We start from the raw sequence: 17,208 nt of genomic DNA, 5'->3' as shown, positions 1-17,208 counted from the left end.
CACCTCCTGAGGTCAGTCCGGCCCCCGGACGTACCGGGGGCCTGATACCCGGCTAGGCCGGGACGATGTTGACCAGTTTAGGCGCACGCACGATCACCGTGCGGATTCCCTTGCCGTCAAGGGCGCGCTGAACGTTCTCGGAGGCCAGCGCAAGCTCACGCAACTCGTCTTCCGAGATACCCGGAGGTACTTCCAACCGGTCCCGGACTTTGCCCTGCACCTGGACCACGGCTGTCACGGTTTCCTGTACCAGCAGTGTTTCATCGTGGGCCGGCCAACCGGCGTTGGCTACCGAGGCGGGGTGGCCGAGGACATTCCACATATCCTCCGCGGTGTAAGGCGCGAACAGGCTCAGGACCACGGCAACAGCTTCAGCAGCTTCGCGCACAGCCGGATCCGCGCCACCGGCACCGGAATCAATGGTCTTCCGGGTCGCATTGACCAACTCCATGAGCTTGGCCACCACAACATTGAATTTGTTGTTGTCCAGGAGTGCTGCGGCGTCGGCAATGGCGCGGTGTGTCACCGAGCGGAGGGCGCGATCCCCCGAAGCCGGATCAGCGCCGGGTTCGCTGGCAACATCCTGGGCAAGCCGCCATGCGCGCGCCAGGAATTTAGCGGATCCCGACGGCGAAACATCCGCCCAGTCGACGTCGTCCTCCGGAGGTGAGGCGAAGATCATGGTCAGGCGAACGGCGTCCACACCGTACTTGTCCAGTTGTTCGCCGAGATCCACGCCGTTGCCCAGCGATTTGCTCATCGCTTTTCCGCCGTTGAGGACCTGGCCTTGGTTCAGCAGTGCGGTGAAGGGCTCGCTGGTTTCGATCATGCCAAGGTCATGGATGACCTTCGTGAAGAACCGTGCATACAGCAGGTGGAGGATGGCGTGCTCGACGCCTCCCACGTACTGTCCCACCGGCATCCAGTCGTTGATCTTTGCCGGGTCGAAAGGACCCTCGGTGTAGTGCGGGGATACAAAACGCAGGAAGTACCAGGAGGAGTCCACGAAGGTGTCCATGGTGTCCGTGTCCCGCTTGGCGGGGCCGTGGCACTGCGGGCACTCGACATTGACCCAGGCCTCGGCCGCGGCAAGCGGCGACGTCCCCTTCGGGTTCAGGTCTTCGCCGCGGAGGTCTGCCGGCAGGGTGACTGGGAGTTGTTCGTCGGGGACGGGCACCTCACCGCACTCCGCGCAATGGATGATGGGGATAGGCGTGCCCCAGAAACGCTGGCGGCTGAGCAGCCAGTCCCGGAGCCGGAAGTTGACGAACTTCTCCCCTGTTCCCTGTGCCTCGAGCATGCTGATGGCGGTCGGGATCGCTTCAGCCTTGGGCAGGCCGTCGAGGACACCGGAGTTGATCAGCGTACCCTCGCCCGTCGTAGCGGTTCCCGAGACGGCCGGGTCCTCCTCGCCGGTATCCAGCACGGCCCGCACAGGAAGGTCGAAAGTCTTGGCGAAGTCGAGGTCGCGCTGGTCGTGGGCAGGCACGGCCATGATGGCGCCAGTGCCATAGTCCGCCAGGACGTAGTCGGCCGCCCAGACCGGCAGCTTTTCGCCGTTCAACGGGTTGACGGCATACCGGCCGGTGAAGACTCCGGTCTTTTCGCGTTCTGTGGACTGGCGCTCGATTTCAGTGAGCGCCTTGACCTGTTCGCGGTACGCCTCCAGTGCGCCGGCGTGCTCTTCCGTGACGAGTTCGACGGCGAGTGGAGCGTCAGCGGCGACCACGAAGAAGGTTGCACCGTACAGCGTGTCAGGGCGTGTGGTGAAGACTGTCACGTCCTTGGCGGGTTTGCCGCCGTCGGCCTCGATGACGAAGTTGACGTGGGCTCCCTCGGAGCGGCCGATCCAGTTCTTCTGCATGGCCAGTACGCGCTCAGGCCAGTGGCCGCGCAGCTGCTCCATGTCGTCCAGGAGCCTGTCTGCATAGTCGGTGATCTTGAAGTACCACTGGTTCAGCGATTTCTTGGTGACGGCGGTGCCACAGCGCTCGCAGGCTCCGTTAACCACTTGCTCGTTGGCCAGCACCGTCTGGTCCTTGGGGCACCAGTTGACCGGAGAGTCCTTGCGGTACGCCAGCCCGCGTTCGTAGAAACGCGTGAACAGCCACTGGGTCCAGCGGTAGTACTCGGGGTCCGAGGTGTGCAGGCGCCGCGACCAGTCAGCCGAGATGGCATAGCGCTTGAAGGAGGCCGCCTGGGTGTCGATGTTCGCGTAAGTCCACTCGCTCGGGTGGGCGTTGCGCTTGATAGCGGCGTTCTCGGCAGGCAGGCCGAAGGAATCCCAGCCGATAGGGTGAAGGACGTCGAAACCCTGCTGACGCAGGTAGCGTGCGACGACGTCGCCCATGGCGAACGCTTCGGCGTGCCCCATGTGGAGGTCCCCGGAAGGGTACGGGAACATATCGAGCACGTAGCGGCGCTCGCGGGAGCCGTCGTCGACCGGTGTGAAGACTTTGAGGTCTTCCCACACCTGCGGCCATTTGGCTTCCATGGCCGCGAAACTGTAGCCGCCCTCGTCGGGCCCGGCCGTTGCGGCTGATGCTGTTCCGGTGTCTGTTTCCGGCTGAACGCTCACTGCTGCCCTCTTCTGTTCTGTACCGCTTTTCGTACGGCCGGCTTCTGTTCCGCCCGGCCATTGATCCCCTGCTGTCCGCATTGGTGCCGGTCCGCAAGCCCCAGACACACAAAAGCCCCTCGACAGGGAGGGGCGGCCGCTCGGTATTCCACTTTGATTCGGGATACCGGGCGGCTAGCTAAGCAGAAGGATCGCACGCATAGAACTACTTTAGCGCACCACCCCCAACCCCAACGTAAGTCGCCACGAGGACGAAGCAGCGCGAGAGACTGAAAGAGGGGCCGGTGACTCCCCGCCAGGGTGTGGTGGGAACACTCGCGGGGGGCCCACTGCTGCGAGGGCCCCAACGCGAGCTTGCGAGCGTTGGGAGCAGCAGGGGACGGGCGGGCGGGAGTCACCGGCCCCTCTGTTACATATAGGGCGCTACTTCACGTCCTCGTCGACCCAGTCCATGGACTTGGTGACGGCCTTCTTCCAAAGGCGCATCTGCCGGTCCTGTTCGGCCTGGTCCATCTTGGGCTCCCAGCGCTTGTCTTCGGACCAATTCGCCGAGAGCTCACCGAGGTCCTTCCAGAAGCCGACGGCGAGACCGGCCGCGTACGCGGCACCCAGGGACGTCGTTTCCACAACCTTGGGCCGGATGACGGGGACGCCAAGGATGTCCGCCTGGAACTGCATGAGGGCGTCGTTGGCGACCATGCCGCCGTCGACCTTCAGTTCGGTGAGCGGGACGCCCGAGTCGGCATTTACGGCGTCCAGCACTTCGCGGGTCTGGAAGGCCGTTGCCTCCAGGGCAGCGCGGGCAATGTGGTTCTTGTTCACATACCTCGTCAGGCCGACGATGGCGCCGCGGGCGTCGGAACGCCAGTACGGTGCAAAGAGGCCCGAGAATGCCGGCACGATGTAGACGCCGCCGTTATCCTCAACCGAGGCCGCGAGGGTCTCCACCTCGGGGGCGCTGCTGATCATTCCGAGGTTGTCCCGGAGCCATTGAATGAGCGAACCGGTGACGGCGATGGAGCCTTCCAGTGCGTAGTGCGGCGCGGCGTCCCCAAGCTTGTAGCCCACGGTTGTCAGCAGGCCGTTCTTGGAGTGGACGATCTCCTCACCGGTGTTGAAGATCAGGAAGCAGCCCGTGCCGTAGGTGTTCTTGGCCTCGCCGGTCTGGAAGGCGGCCTGGCCGAACGTGGCAGCCTGCTGGTCGCCCAGGATGCCGGCAACAGGAACCTCCCGCAGCAACTGAGACGTGTGCACTGTTCCGTATACCTCCGAGGAGGACTTGATGGCGGGCATCATGCTGGCCGGAACCCCGAATGCGTCCAGGATTTCCTGATCCCACTGCAGCGTCTGGAGATCCATAAACATGGTCCGGGAGGCGTTGGTGACGTCCGTGACGTGCACGCCGCCCTCGACGCCGCCAGTCAGGTTCCACAGTACCCACGCATCAGTGTTTCCGAAGACCAGGTCGCCGGCTTCGGCCCTGGCACGCGCTCCCTCGACGTTGTCGAGGATCCACTTGATCTTGGTGCCGGAGAAGTAAGTCGCCAGCGGCAGGCCGACCTTCTGCTTGAACCGTTCTGGACCGCCGTCCCTGGCCAGTTCGTCCACGATGCCCTGGGTGCGGGTGTCCTGCCAGACGATGGCGTTGTACACCGCTTCACCCGTGGTCTTGTCCCAAACGACGGCCGTTTCGCGCTGGTTGGTGATGCCGACGGCGGCGATGTCATGCCTGGTCAGGTTCGCCTTGGAGAGCGCAGAGCCGATGACTTCGCGCGTGTTGTTCCAGATCTCGGCGGGATCGTGCTCCACCCAGCCGGCCTGCGGGAAGATCTGCTCGTGTTCCATCTGGCCCGAGGAAACTATGTTGCCGCTGTGGTCAAAGACCAGCGCCCGGGTGCTGGTGGTGCCCTGGTCGATGGCGATTACGTACTGGTTCATAATGACGTCCTTGTCTGTTGTTCAGATGCTGAGCGATGGCGTTTGGAGGAAGTTGGGACGACGGGCTGGACTATGAGTCTCAAGGTGAGGATTTCACTTCGCCGCCGCTGTGGCCATGATTGGAACGACTGCTGCGACGATGCCCGCGAGGGTGCCACCCACCAGAGGACCCACCACGGGGATCCAGGAGTAGCTCCAGTCGCTGGAACCCTTGCCCTTGATGGGAAGGAGCGCGTGGGCGATGCGGGGGCCGAGGTCGCGGGCAGGGTTGATGGCGTACCCGGTGGGGCCGCCGAGGGAAACGCCGATGCCTACAACGAGGAGTGCAACGGCCAGCGGGCCGAGGCCTGAGGGAGTGCCGCCGAAAGTGAGGATGACGAACACCAGCACGAAGGTGCCGATGATCTCAGTAACGAGGTTCCAGGGAGTGGACCGGATAGCGGGACCTGTGGAGAAGACGGCCAGTTTGCTGGCGGGTTCGGGCTCGGCATCAAAGTGCTGCTTGTGCGCCAGCCAGGCGACGACTGCGCCCAGGAAGGCGCCCAGCAGTTCTGCGCCAAAGTAGGTCAACGTTGAGGCGGCATCAACCGGGACGCCTGGTGCATACTCGCCCTTGCCATTGACCAGGAGGCCCAAGGTGACGGCGGGATTCAGGTGGGCACCAGACATGGCTGCCACGTAGACACCGGCGAAGACTGCTATGCCCCAGCCCCAGGTGACCATGAGGAACCCGCCGCTGTTGCCCTTGGTGCCCTTGAGCGCCACGTTGGCAACAACGCCGCAACCCAGGAGGGTCAGCATTGCGGTTCCGAATACTTCGGAAAGGAAAACTATTCCAAGAGACATCTTCGACTCCATCTATTTTCTGTTGTCAGCCCCTCGCGGGTTTGAGGGGCTGTTTAGGCCGGCAGCTATGCCGAACTGCCGGCAAACGGCTGCACCGGAGGCCAGTTCAGCGTCCGTGCAGTCCTTGCGCCCGGGGTGATCCGGGCACGCAAGATAATCAGGCCACCAGACTATGGACCTGGACGCCGTGGAAACGGTTCAGGACCTCCTGGGCGTGGCGGATCTCGGTTGCACGCGCTGCAGCATCCCAACCGAGAGGTACGGCGAGGACTTCGGCGATTTCATTCAGCAGTTCGCCCGTTACGAGTCCCCGAAAGGCAAGCGATGTGCGGCGGATCAGGACGTCGACCAAGTGGCCGATCTGTTCATGCTGTGCGATGAATTCAAGCTCCCGGACGCTGAGCTCGCGGGTCGAGTGAAGGAGCCGGTCAGGACCGGCTTCGAGGTAGGAAATTACTTCTTCTGCCCTGGTGCCGTAACGCGTCAGCAGCACTGCGGCCCGGGCGGCGTCGCGGCTGGGAGACATGTGGGCCTTGATCCACTTCTGGACTCCGGCCTCGGTCTCTGGGAACCGGGCGCCGCCCCCGATCGCCAGTTTCGCCGTCGAGATCCTGCGTTGCATTCCCAGTTCGGCGAGCACATCGTCGCTGAGGTGCTCCGCCAGTGCCCGGAAGGTGGTCCATTTGCCACCTACCAGGCTCAAAACTGTGCCGCTGCCGCTGCCCGCCACTGCCGCTGAACCCTGTTGCGTTCGCTGGCGTTCAATCCGGTAATCGCGGCTGACGAACCCTGGCTGCGTTTCATCATGTTTGGGCAACGGGCGCACCCCGGAGAATGTGTACACGATCTGGCCGCGGTCCACACTGATGTCCGGGAAAACATGTCCGATCAGCTCAAAGAAATAGTCGATTTCCGCATCGGTGCATACCGCATCCTGGGACATATCGGCGTCGATATCAGTAGTGCCGACCAACACCCGGTCCCCCATCGGATAGATCAGGACGATCCTGCCGTCGGTGTGCTCGAAAAAGATCTCGCGGCCGTTGCAGGCAGCAAGCAAACCCGGGTGATCCAGGACAATGTGGGAACCCTTGGTGCCGCCCATGAAGGCTGACGCTGCACCCATTGCCTGGTTGGTCAGGTCAACCCACGCTCCAGTGGTGTTCACAATCACGTCAGCGGTGAAGTCGAACAATTCGCCGGTCAGCTCATCCCTGAGCTGCACGGTAGTGCCTGTGCCGGCGGCTGTTGCAGGCTTCTGATGCGATACAAGGGACACGTAGTTGCTGGCCCGGGCGTTAGCTTCGGCAGTACCTGACTTGGTTCCACCACCGGCTTTTTCGCCGTCCTGAAGCACATCGAGGGTAAGACGCTCAGGGTTATGGACTGACGCGTCGAAGTAGGTGGCGGTGTACTTAATGCCCGGATGAAGCTTGGGCAGCTCAGCCAAGGCGCGTTTCCGTCCGCGGAATTCGTGGCACGGAACATTGCCGCCGTCGCGGGAAAAGGAATCGTAGAGCGTAAGACCTGCTTTGATCAGGAAGGCCCCGCGTTCCTTGGGCTTTCCCTGCTGCTTGTGGGTCAGGAAGCGCAATGGCGCAGACAAAATCCCTGAGAAAGTGCTGAAGATGGGAATGGTGGTTTGCAACGGCTTCACGTAGTGCGGAGCAATCCGCAGGAGCCGGTTTCGCTCCACCACGGATTCCCGGACAAGACGGAACTCGCCGTTTTCAAGGTATCGGATACCGCCATGGATCATGTGCGATGAAGCTCCGCTGGCCCCCTGGCAATAGTCGCCTCGCTCCACCAGCGCCACGTCCACGCCCTGGAGTGCGAGGTCACGGAAAGTCCCGACGCCGTTGATGCCTCCGCCGATGATGAGAACCTGGGCCCGGGGCCGCTGACGCAGACTATCCACCGTGGGCCGGTGCCGGTGGGAGGCTTGATGGCCAGGTGTTTCCTTATGTCCCAAAACAACTCCTTTGGGTTTGGTCGTATGCGGCGCGCCCACAGGCACGGCGCCGTTCACCACTATTCTTTGGAGTAATGGAAAATGGAGTCAAGCACTATGCACGAACGTGCAGAACGGATCTTTGATGCCACACTCACGACACGCTGACGCACTGAGGGCTGCGCAGCTGTACTACATGCAGGACCTCACAATGGATGCCATCGCCCGGGAGTTGCGAACGTCCAGATCAACGGTCTCCCGGCTGCTTTCCACCGCTCGTGACACCGGACTGGTCCAGATCCAGATCCGCAGCCCCCTCGACACCGGCCCGGAGCTCGAAAGCATCATCAGGTCCGAATACAACGTCGATGTGCACGTTGTCCCGGTCCTGGAGTCCCTGAACGAAGCGGAAACGCTGGACCGCGTTGCCATGCAGGCGGCCAGGACCATCGGCCCGCTGGTGGATTCCAACGCCATCATCGGCGTCGCATGGGGCTCAACACTGAGCGCCGTGAGCAGGCATCTGACCCGGAAGATCACCCACGACAGCGTCATCGTCCAACTCAACGGGGCCGGAAACATGCACACCACCGGCATCACTTACGCAAGCGACATCATGCGGCGCTTCGGCAGTGCTTATGGTGCGCGGGTGGAACAGTTCCCGGTTCCCGCGTTTTTCGACCACGCCAGCACCAAGACTGCCATGTGGAATGAACGCAGCGTGCAGCGGATTCTTGACCTGCAGTCCCGCATGAGCATCGCCGTGTTTGGTGTGGGTTCCGTCGATGCTGACTATCCGAGCCATGTTTACGCAGGCGGCTACCTCGATGAAAATGACCTGAAGGTGCTGGCGAGTTCTGATGTTGTGGGCGATGTGGCCACTGTTTTCTTCCGCGGAGATGGTTCCTCAGACGGCATCACACTTAACGAACGCTCCACCGGCCCCTCGCTGGGACAGTTGCGTCAAGTAAGGCGCAGGATTTGTGTGGTGTCGGGCGCATCCAAAATCAACGGGTTGCGGGGGGCGCTGGCGGCGGGACTCGCCACTGATCTGATCCTGGATGAGGCCATGGCCCGGCGGCTCGTGGGTTCAGAGAACATGGCGTGAGCGGCGAGTGACGGAACCCGGGCTAAATTCGAGTCGGTAGAGTCGGTGCTATGAAACCTGTCCCCCGCCTTGGGCTCAACAACGGTGTGCTGATCGACCAGTTGGGCTTCGGGCTGTATAAAGTGCCGCCGTCGGATGCGGCCGGCCTGGTCACCATGGCCCTTGAAGCCGGCTACCGCCATTTCGATACGGCTGCCATGTACCGCAACGAGGCGGGTGTGGGAAGAGGCGTCGGTTCCTTGTCCGGATTCGAGGGCCAGGAACAGGGCAGCGGAGCCGGAACACCCTCGCTCTCACGCCAGGACCTGTTCATTACCACCAAGGTGTGGAACGACGATCACGGCTACGACTCCACGCTAGGGGCCTTCCAAAAGTCCATGGCAGGCCTTGGACTGGATTATGTGGACCTTTACCTGATCCACTGGCCGTGCCCCAAGCGAGGACTCTACACCGACACGTATCGTGCCTTGGAGACCCTCTACCGGGAGGGAAAAGTGCGCGCCATAGGGGTCTCGAACTTCCAGCCGGCGCATCTGGAGCATCTGCTGGAAACGGCAGAAGTCATCCCCGCCGTGAACCAGATTGAGCTTCATCCGTGGCTCCAGCAGGACGAACTCCGCGAACTGCATACACGGCTGGGGATCCGTACCGAAGCCTGGAGTCCATTGGGGCGCGGGAAGGTGCTGCAGGACCCGGTGATTCTTGACCTTGCCTCAAATCATGGAAGGACCCCGGCGCAGATCATCCTCCGCTGGCACCTGCAGATGGAGAACATTGCCATCCCCAAGGCCAGCTCCTATGAACGGCTCAGGGAGAATCTGGACATCTTCGATTTCAGCCTGGAATCCTCAGAAATGTCCAAAATTTCGGCCCTGGACCGAGGTCAGCGCACCGGGTCCCACCCGGACAACGTGAACTAGGATTCAAAGTCATGGAACAAGTGGATACGGAAACGGACCGGCCTCAGCCCCTCTTCAGCCCCCAGCTCGCTGCCCGGACGCGCGCCGCTGATATCGACGTCGACGGCGGCAAAGTGGCGTACTGGATTTACGAGCCGGTCCAGGTGACCCCAGAGACCCGGACCATCCTGGTGATCCACGGTTTCCGTGGCGATCACCACGGCCTCCTGCGCGTTGCGGATCAACTCCCGGAGATGCGGCTGGTCATGCCTGACTTGCCGGGCTTCGGCAGCTCCGAGCCGTTCCGGTCGGTGGAGCACACCGTGGAGAACTACGGACGCTTCATCACCGGATTTATGGCCGCCCTTGGATTGGGGCCGGAAACGGTCCTGCTGGGTCACTCCTTCGGATCCATTGTCGCCAGCCATTTTGTGGCAGCCCATCCCGGCACTGTCCGTGAGCTGGTTCTGGTCAACCCGATAGCCAGTCCGGCATTGGAGGGGCCGAAGGGGGTCATGACGAGACTGGCCATTTTCTATTACCAACTGTCTGCCAGGCTTCCCAGCAAGCTCGGACTCTTCATCCTGCGGAGCCAGCTCATTGTCAGGATCATGAGTGTGGCGATGGCTAAAACCAAGGACAGGGAATTGCGGCGATTCATTCACGCGCAACATTCCGCCTACTTTTCGGCCTTCGCCAACCGGCAAAGCTTGCTCGAATCCTTCCGCGCGTCAGTGGGCAGCAATGTTGGTGAAGTGGCCGCTGCCCTTGAGCTCCCGGTGCTGCTCGTGGCGGGCGAAAAGGACGAAATCGCCGTCCTCGCAGACCAGCACAAGTTGCTGGGACTGTTGCCCGATGCCCGGCTGGAAATCATCCCCGGCGTGGGCCACCTGATCCACTACGAAACCCCTGCCCCTGCGGCCGGGTTTATCCGCAGCTTCCTGAAAGACCATGCCTCGTGAAAATCGTGATTGACGCCCGCTTCACCCGTGTGGACCACCATGACGGAATCAGCCGTTACGGCTCAAGCCTCATCGCAGCGCTGGCAAAGATCTCCGACGTTTCGATGCTGATCAGCGACCCCCGGCAGCTCAAGCTTCTTCCCGACGTCCCGTACACGCTCATCAACAGCCCGCTCTCCCCCGCCGAGCTCTTTGTGGCGGCAAAGGTCAACCGGCTGGGAGCTGACGTGGTGGTTTGCCCCATGCAGACAATGGGCTCCTGGGGCCGGAACTATGGCTTGGTGCTCACCCTCCACGACCTGATCTACTATGAGCACCCCGCTCCTCCGGGCTTCCTTCCTGCACCGGTCCGGGTCCTGTGGCGCCTCTACCACAAAGCCTTCTGGCCGCAACGGCTGCTGCTGAACCGGGCTGACATTGTGGCAACCATCAGCCATACCACCGCTTCCCTTATCGCGAAATACCGCCTAACCACCAGGCCGGTGAGGATTGTGGGCAATGCCCCGCAGCACGGGCACTCCCCCCGCGACGTAACAGCAGGGTCCGATAAGAGCCTCCTGTACATGGGCTCGTTCATGCCTTACAAGAACGTGGAAACGATGATCAAGGGTATGGCTGAGCTGCCTGGCATGAAGCTTCACCTCCTGAGCCGCATCACCCCCGCCCGCCGGGCCGAGCTCGAATCGCTGGTACCCCGTGGGACGGACATTGTGTTCCACAACGGTGTGACCGAAGACGAGTACGAGGCCTTGCTCTCACGGGCGACGGCTCTGATCAGTCTTTCGAAGGCCGAGGGCTACGGGCTGCCGCTTGTGGAGGCCATGTCCCATGGAACCCCCGTTATTGCCAGCGACATCCCTATTTTCCGCGAAGTTGGCTCTGACGCCGCGATTTACGTCCATCCTGATTCTCCATCGGAGTTCGCGGCCGCAGTCCGCGACTTGGAGGATCCCTCGGTTTGGGACGTCCGGTCACGCCGTTCTGTGGAGCGGGCGGCAGAGTTCAGTTGGGACCACTCGGCGCTGCAGCTGATGCAGGTGGCGGAGGAAGTGGTCGCGCAGAGGCAGCGGCGGAACCGCACCAGCGTGTAGAGGCTCTCTGCCGGCGGTTTGTGGCCTGCCCGCGGATTTACAGGACATCCACCCCGTCCAGCCTCAGCTGTACGGGGTTATCGTTCCGTTTCGCGGCCGCGGCCGCCCGCGCTGCCCGCATCGCTTTCGTCGCTTCAGTGGCTTGAGCATAAGGAATGAACAAAAGGGTCCTGACGTCGGCTTCTGTTTCCCGTGCCCCCACCCCGGCGGCTGCCGCCCCAGCAGACGGCACCGCGGCCGACAATACCAGCGGCGCCGGTCCGGCGGTACGGAGCACTATCCCCAGCCTGGCGAGACGCTGCTCGACCGCTTCGACAAAGTTCCCCACGGCAGTCCTGCCTCCCGTGATGGACGCGAGGCGGACGGCCGGGGGCAGATGCAGTTCACGCCGCAATGACAGCTCCCGTTGTGCGTAGCCCCCCGAGTCCCACCGGAGAAGGGCTCCAACGGCGGCAGCGTCATCCGCTGTAATGACCACCAGGCCGCCGTCAGTTGATGGGCGTACCAAGGCAGCAGCGTTGAACCATCGGCGGACAGCATCCTCACCGGCGCGGAGGCTTTCCCTGCGCAGCAAGGAATCCCCGTCCAGCAGCAACGCGGCGGCATACCCCTGTTCGGCCACGGGTTCCGCTCCGACGGTGGCGACTACCAGCGCCTTGGTGTCCGGGACCGTGGCCTTAACCTGATCGCCCGACGAGGTGACCACCGGCGCTCCGGGAAAAGCCCGCCCCAGTTCCTCAGCAGTCCTTAACACCCCCGTCGCGCCACGGCGAAGCTGGTGCCCGCCACAATGAGTGCATTGCCATTCAGGTGCCGGCGTGGAGCACCAGCGGCACTGCGGGACGGCAGACGTCCCGCTGGAGCCCGCAATGGCCAAGGGTCCCTGGCAGGCTCCGCAACGTGCCTGTTCCCGGCACCGCTCACAGACCAGGGAGGGCGCGTATCCCGTGCGGGCCACCTGGACCAGCACCGGACCCCTCTGGAGTCCTTCCTTGGCCGCACGCCAGGCAGCACCGGGAAGACGGGCTATCCGGGCGAGGGGATCGTGCTCTTGCTCGTAGCTGTCCGCCGTGTTCAGCACACGCGGCACGGTTCGCCGGACCTCCGTACGTTCAGCTTCAACTGCTCTGGCCCAACCCGACTCCACCAGGCGCTGGAGTTCCGTACTCCGTGTGTGCGCAGCAAACAGGCAGGCCGCATTCTCCTGCCCGGACCGCAAGAGCAAAATCTCCCGGGTATGCGCGTAGGGTGAGCGTTGCTCGATGTGGAGGTCATCGCCGTCGTCCCAGCACACCACCAGCCCAAGGTTCTGCACGGGGGCATAGGCTGCGGAGCGGGTGCCCACAGCAACCCGTGCGGATCCTGTCAGGAGCCGCAGGTAATTGCGGTAGCGCGGCGTCGGGCCGTCGTCGGCATTCAGCCGTGCGACGTCTTCGGGGGGCAGTATCTCCAGGAGTGCTGCCTCCACCCGGTCCAGGTCGCGGTAATCGGGAACAACCACTACGGCGCCCCGGCCGGAAAATCTGACAGCTGCAACAGCTTCCGCCAGCAGATGTGGCCAGCCTGCAGTTCCAAACCCCTGCAGGGCGCTGAGAACGGCCTTGGGTGACTTACCCGCGGAAAGATGCTGAAGGAAGGCCGGCCCGTTACTGTATCTGGCCCAGTTCACGGATGGCTGATATGCAGGAAGGTCAGACTCAGGGCCCTCAGACCGGTCAGGAAGCCCAGTAAGCTCCTTTTCCAGCTTGGCCACGCGCGGCGGGATTGCAAGCCTCAGGACATCACTGACCGTGCCGGCGTATCTTGCAGCCACACTTCCGGCGAGCTCCGCCAGCGCAGGTGTCAGGACGGCGACGTCGGAGACAACCTTGTGCAGAGGTACCAGAGAATGCCCGGCATCCGACGCGGCGACCCTCTCCAGGAGATACCCGGAAAGGTCCTGCCCGTTGAATTTCACCTTCACCCGCACCCCTGGCTTCGCCGCATGATGCAGGGTTGCCGGAACACTGTAGTCGAATGGCCTGTCAAGATGTGGCAGCGGCGATTCGATGACGATCCGGGCAACGGGCAACTCGGGGGCAAGGTCCGGACCTGCCGGTGACTGGCGTTGCACCAGAGGGGGAAATCCCTGTAGCAGCGAAGGTTGGACGGGCTCGCGGGAACTGCTTGGTCCACTCGTGGCCATGATTCCGCCCGCGGCGACGTTTCTCCTGACTGACGTCATTCCTTGCCTCCCCTCGGCGTCGCCCATGTCCTAAGCCGGTCAGGGAGGGTCAGGCGTTGAAGAAGGCCTTCAGTTCCTCGACCCGATCCAGCCGCTCCCAGGTGAAGTCAGGGTCGTCCCGGCCGAAGTGGCCGTGAGCGGCCGTCTTGGCGTAAATGGGGCGTTTCAGGTCAAGGGCATCGATGATAGCCCGCGGCCTGAGGTCGAAGATCTCCGCGATAGCTTCACTGATCCGCGCCGGGTCCACCGTCTCGGTCCCAAAAGTTTCAACATAGGTACCCACAGGCCGTGCCTGCCCGATCGCGTAAGCGATCTGGATTTCGGCGCGTTTGGCCAGCCCTGCCGCAACTACATTCTTCGCAACCCAGCGCATGGCGTAGGCAGCGGAACGGTCAACTTTCGAGGGGTCTTTGCCGCTGAAGGCGCCACCGCCGTGGCGGGCCATTCCCCCGTAGGTGTCAACGATGATCTTTCGTCCGGTCAGGCCGGCGTCGCCTACGGGGCCGCCGATGACGAAGGCACCCGCCGGATTCAGGATGTTTCTCGTACGTGAGATATCAAGGTCGGCCGTCGCCAGGACAGGATCGATAACGTACTCAACCAGATCGGCCCGAAGCTGTTCCAGGCTTGCGCCCTCGGCGTGCTGGCTGGAGATCACAATGGTTTCCACAGATACCGGGCGGTCGCCGTCGTAACCTATGGTGGCCTGGGTTTTCCCGTCCGGACGCAGGTAGGCGAGCTGGCCGTTCTTGCGGACTTCCGTCAGGCGTTCCGAGAGCCGGTGGGCAATCCAGATGGGAACCGGCATGTACGACGGCGTTTCGTCGCTGGCATAGCCGAACATGAGGCCTTGGTCGCCGGCGCCCTGGAGGTCGTAGTCGTCCTCCTGGCGGCCTTCGCGGGCTTCCAGGGAATTGAAGACCCCGCCTGCGATGTCATTGGACTGTTGGCCGATTGATACCGACACGCCGCAGCGGGCGCCGTCGAAACCGTTGGCGGACGAGTCGTAGCCGATACCCAGGATGGTCTCGCGGACAAGCTGCGGGATTTCAACGTAGGCGTCAGTGGTGACTTCACCGGCGACGTGAACCAGGCCGGTAGTGGCCATGGTCTCTACCGCTACCCGCGACTCGGGGTCTGCAGCCAGCAGAGCGTCAAGGATCGCATCACTGATCTGGTCGCAGATCTTGTCGGGATGTCCTTCAGTCACCGACTCAGAGGTGAAGAGGCGCAAGGCCGAAGGCGCAGGATGGGATCCGGGAAGCTGCAGCGGTAAAGTCACTCAACTACCTTACTTGTTGGGATGCGGATGGCTGGTGACATGTTTCCCCAGACTAAGGAGAACATGGGGCTAAAGCGACCAAGGGACTTTGAGAACATCGCCTGGCCGGACACGGGCGAGCCTAGGCCCGCGGATAAACCCGGCTCAGCTCGGTACTGATCCGGTCAATCACGGCGGAAGCGACGTCTGCCTTCGAACCGGACGCCGATTGCGGCTCCGAGCCGGCACGGGAGAGGATGACCACTGAATTGTGCTCGCGGCCGAAGACCTTGCCCTCTCCCACGTGATTGACCACCAGCAGGTCACATCCCTTGCGTTGAAGCTTGGCGGTGGCATAGTCCAGGACATCGCCGTCGGCGTCACCGGTTTCCGCGGCAAACCCCACGATGAGCTGGCTCCGGGAAGAGGTGTTCCTGAACTCGACCACCTCTTTCAGGATGTCCGGGTTCCGCACCAGGGTGATCACTGGGTCATCGGTGTCGTCCCGCTTTTTGATTTTGGTCTCGGAGACGGCGGAAGGGCGGAAGTCCGCCACTGCCGCTGACATGATGACGACGTCGGAACCCGCCGCTGCCCGCAGGACAGCTTCGCCTAGCTGCAGTGCCGTCTCCACCTCTACCAGCTCAACGCCGGGAGGCGCCGGAACATCCATGTGCGCGGCGATCAGCCGGACGGTGGCGCCGGCGTTGAGCGCTGCAACTGCAAGTGCCACTCCCTGCTTTCCCGAGGAGCGGTTGCCGAGGAAGCGGACGGGGTCCAGCGGTTCCCGGGTGCCCCCTGCGCTGATGGTCACAATCCGCCCGGCTAAGGGCAACACCTCGGTTGTTGAAAGGCCAGCCAAGGATTCCGGCTGACCCTCCGACGCCTCGGCCAATGACTGGGTGAGGGCCATGGCTGCGTTGAAGATCGCCTCCGGCTCAGGCAGACGGCCGGGCCCTGAATCGCTCCCTGTCAGCCTTCCGCTTGCCGGTTCCAGCACGGTAACTCCACGGGAACGCAGAGTTTCAACATTTGCCTGCGTGGCCGCATGCTGCCACATCTCCGTATGCATGGCCGGAGCCATCAGGACGGGTCCGCTTGCCATCAGCAGGGTGTTGGTGAGCAGATCGTTGGCAATGCCATGGGCGGCCCGCGCGAGGAGGTCTGCGGTGGCCGGCGCGACCACAATCAGATCAGCCTCGTGTCCCAGACGAACGTGGTTGACGCTGGGAACGTCGTCGAAGACGCTGTTGCTGACAGGGTTCCCCGAGAGCGCTTCCCACGTTGCAACGCCGACGAACCGGCTGGCGGCTTCGGTGGGGATAACCGTGACATTGTGCCCGGCTTCAGTAAAAAGCCGGAGGAGCGATGCCACCTTGTAGGCGGCAATCCCTCCCCCGACTCCGAGGACTATGCGCACGTGACCTCCGTCAACAGGCAGTCTTTAGGTTCTACTCTGCAGGTACGATCGGCGAGGAAACCAGTTTGCCTTCGTTGATTTCACGCAGGGCGATTGAGAGTGACTTCTCGTTCAGCTTGGTGTCGACCAGCGGGCCGACGTACTCGAACAGGCCCTCGTGCAGCTGGGCGTAGTAAGCGTTGATCTGACGTGCACGCTTGGCACCGAAGATCACCAGGCCGTACTTGGAATCAGCAGCCTCCAGCAGCGAATCGATCGGCGGGTTGATGATGCCTTCAAGGTTCGTGGACACGAATTCTCCAAATTCTAACGGGCTGACTTTTCCCGGCGCCTAACGCGGGTTCGGGATCAGCCCCATGAGTGAAACAAGCTCGTCCGCTGCCCGTCGAACGTCATCATTGATGACGGTGTGGTCGAACTCCGGTTCAGCGGCAAGTTCTAGTTTAGCGGTTTCCAGCCTTTGCTGCTGTTCGTCCGCTGTTTCGGTGCCGCGTCCCACAAGTCTGCGTACCATTTCCTCCCAGCTGGGAGGAGCAAGGAAGACAAATTTGGCGTCGGGCACGGCCTGCTTTACCTGCCGGGCTCCCTGCAGATCGATCTCAAGGAGAACTGAGCGCCCGTCGGCAATGGCCGCTTCCACGGTGCTGCGCAGAGTCCCATAGCGGTTCTGTCCGTGCACCACTGCCCACTCCAGCAGTTCCCCGGCCTCGATCAGGGCGTCAAACTCTTCCGGGGACTTGAAGAAGTAGTGAACACCGTCCTGCTCTCCCGGCCGGGGCGGGCGGGTGGTTGCCGAGACTGACAGCCACACGTTGGGGTAGTTGTCCCGGATGTAGGTGGACACGGTGCCTTTGCCAACAGCTGTGGGGCCTGCGAGGACTGTCAGTCCGGGATTCTTGCTCACGTATTCCTTTGAGGCGGTATGCGGAT

13 protein-coding genes are annotated in these 17,208 nt (G+C 62.7%); 4 read left to right on the top strand and 9 right to left on the bottom strand.

Going from position 1 to position 17,208, the window contains the following annotated elements; translation table 11 throughout:
• Positions 1–52 precede the first annotated feature (52 nt).
• From leuS to MU551_RS00630, 4 genes are all read right to left on the bottom strand, one after another.
• Positions 53–2,578, bottom strand: coding sequence for a leucine--tRNA ligase (gene leuS, locus MU551_RS00645; RefSeq protein WP_247040207.1), 2,526 nt, complete (start codon positions 2,576–2,578; stop codon positions 53–55).
• 423 nt (positions 2,579–3,001) lie between these two features.
• Positions 3,002–4,516: a glycerol kinase GlpK gene (glpK, locus tag MU551_RS00640; RefSeq protein WP_247040206.1), complete on the bottom strand. Its 1,515-nt coding sequence runs from the start codon at positions 4,514–4,516 to the stop codon at positions 3,002–3,004.
• Positions 4,517–4,609: 93 nt separating this feature from the next.
• Positions 4,610–5,362: an MIP/aquaporin family protein gene (locus MU551_RS00635; protein WP_247040205.1), complete on the bottom strand. Its 753-nt coding sequence runs from the start codon at positions 5,360–5,362 to the stop codon at positions 4,610–4,612.
• Positions 5,363–5,519: 157 nt separating this feature from the next.
• The gene (locus MU551_RS00630) at positions 5,520–7,280 is read right to left on the bottom strand and encodes a glycerol-3-phosphate dehydrogenase/oxidase (RefSeq protein ID WP_372489775.1); all 1,761 of its coding nucleotides are present in this window, start codon (positions 7,278–7,280) and stop codon (positions 5,520–5,522) included.
• Between the two features lie 178 nt (positions 7,281–7,458).
• Between MU551_RS00630 and MU551_RS00625 the strand changes: the two genes are divergently transcribed.
• The 4 genes from MU551_RS00625 to MU551_RS00610 are packed head-to-tail and all read left to right on the top strand — an operon-like array spanning position 7,459 to position 11,373.
• Entirely contained in the window at positions 7,459–8,421 is a 963-nt protein-coding gene (locus MU551_RS00625) for a sugar-binding transcriptional regulator (RefSeq protein WP_247040203.1), read from the top strand.
• Between the two features lie 50 nt (positions 8,422–8,471).
• Positions 8,472–9,341, top strand: coding sequence for an aldo/keto reductase (locus tag MU551_RS00620; protein ID WP_247040202.1), 870 nt, complete (start codon positions 8,472–8,474; stop codon positions 9,339–9,341).
• A gap of 11 nt (positions 9,342–9,352) precedes the next feature.
• On the top strand, positions 9,353–10,282 hold the full coding sequence (locus MU551_RS00615) for an alpha/beta fold hydrolase (protein WP_247040201.1): 930 nt from the start codon (positions 9,353–9,355) through the stop codon (positions 10,280–10,282).
• Positions 10,279–11,373, top strand: a complete 1,095-nt coding sequence (locus MU551_RS00610; protein WP_247040200.1) for a glycosyltransferase family 4 protein — start codon at positions 10,279–10,281, stop codon at positions 11,371–11,373. The genes MU551_RS00615 and MU551_RS00610 overlap by 4 nt, the downstream gene beginning before the upstream one ends.
• 37 nt (positions 11,374–11,410) lie before the next feature.
• On the opposite strand, the gene MU551_RS00605 is transcribed toward MU551_RS00610, so the two are convergent.
• From MU551_RS00605 to gmk, 5 genes are all read right to left on the bottom strand, one after another.
• Positions 11,411–13,558, bottom strand: a complete 2,148-nt coding sequence (locus MU551_RS00605) for a primosomal protein N' (RefSeq protein WP_247040575.1) — start codon at positions 13,556–13,558, stop codon at positions 11,411–11,413.
• An 88-nt stretch (positions 13,559–13,646) separates the two neighbouring features.
• Complete coding sequence (gene metK / locus MU551_RS00600; protein WP_247040199.1) at positions 13,647–14,879, bottom strand: methionine adenosyltransferase; 1,233 nt, start codon at positions 14,877–14,879, stop codon at positions 13,647–13,649.
• A gap of 121 nt (positions 14,880–15,000) precedes the next feature.
• The gene (coaBC, locus tag MU551_RS00595) at positions 15,001–16,278 is read right to left on the bottom strand and encodes a bifunctional phosphopantothenoylcysteine decarboxylase/phosphopantothenate--cysteine ligase CoaBC (protein WP_247040198.1); all 1,278 of its coding nucleotides are present in this window, start codon (positions 16,276–16,278) and stop codon (positions 15,001–15,003) included.
• Positions 16,279–16,309: 31 nt separating this feature from the next.
• Positions 16,310–16,570 (bottom strand): DNA-directed RNA polymerase subunit omega, encoded by a 261-nt coding sequence (rpoZ, locus tag MU551_RS00590; protein WP_247040197.1) that lies wholly within the window; start codon positions 16,568–16,570, stop codon positions 16,310–16,312.
• 39 nt (positions 16,571–16,609) lie between these two features.
• Positions 16,610–17,182 carry a guanylate kinase gene (gene gmk / locus MU551_RS23440; protein WP_308198282.1) on the bottom strand — a complete coding sequence of 191 codons (573 nt, stop codon included), beginning with the start codon at positions 17,180–17,182 and terminating at the stop codon, positions 16,610–16,612.
• Between the last annotated feature and the right edge of the window lie 26 nt (positions 17,183–17,208).

It is taken from the genome of Arthrobacter rhizosphaerae, from assembly GCF_023062595.1.
GTDB classification, from domain to species: Bacteria; Actinomycetota; Actinomycetes; order Actinomycetales; family Micrococcaceae; genus Arthrobacter; species Arthrobacter rhizosphaerae.
Note: the sequence above shows the minus strand (reverse complement) of the source record. Positions and strands in the feature narration are given on the sequence as shown.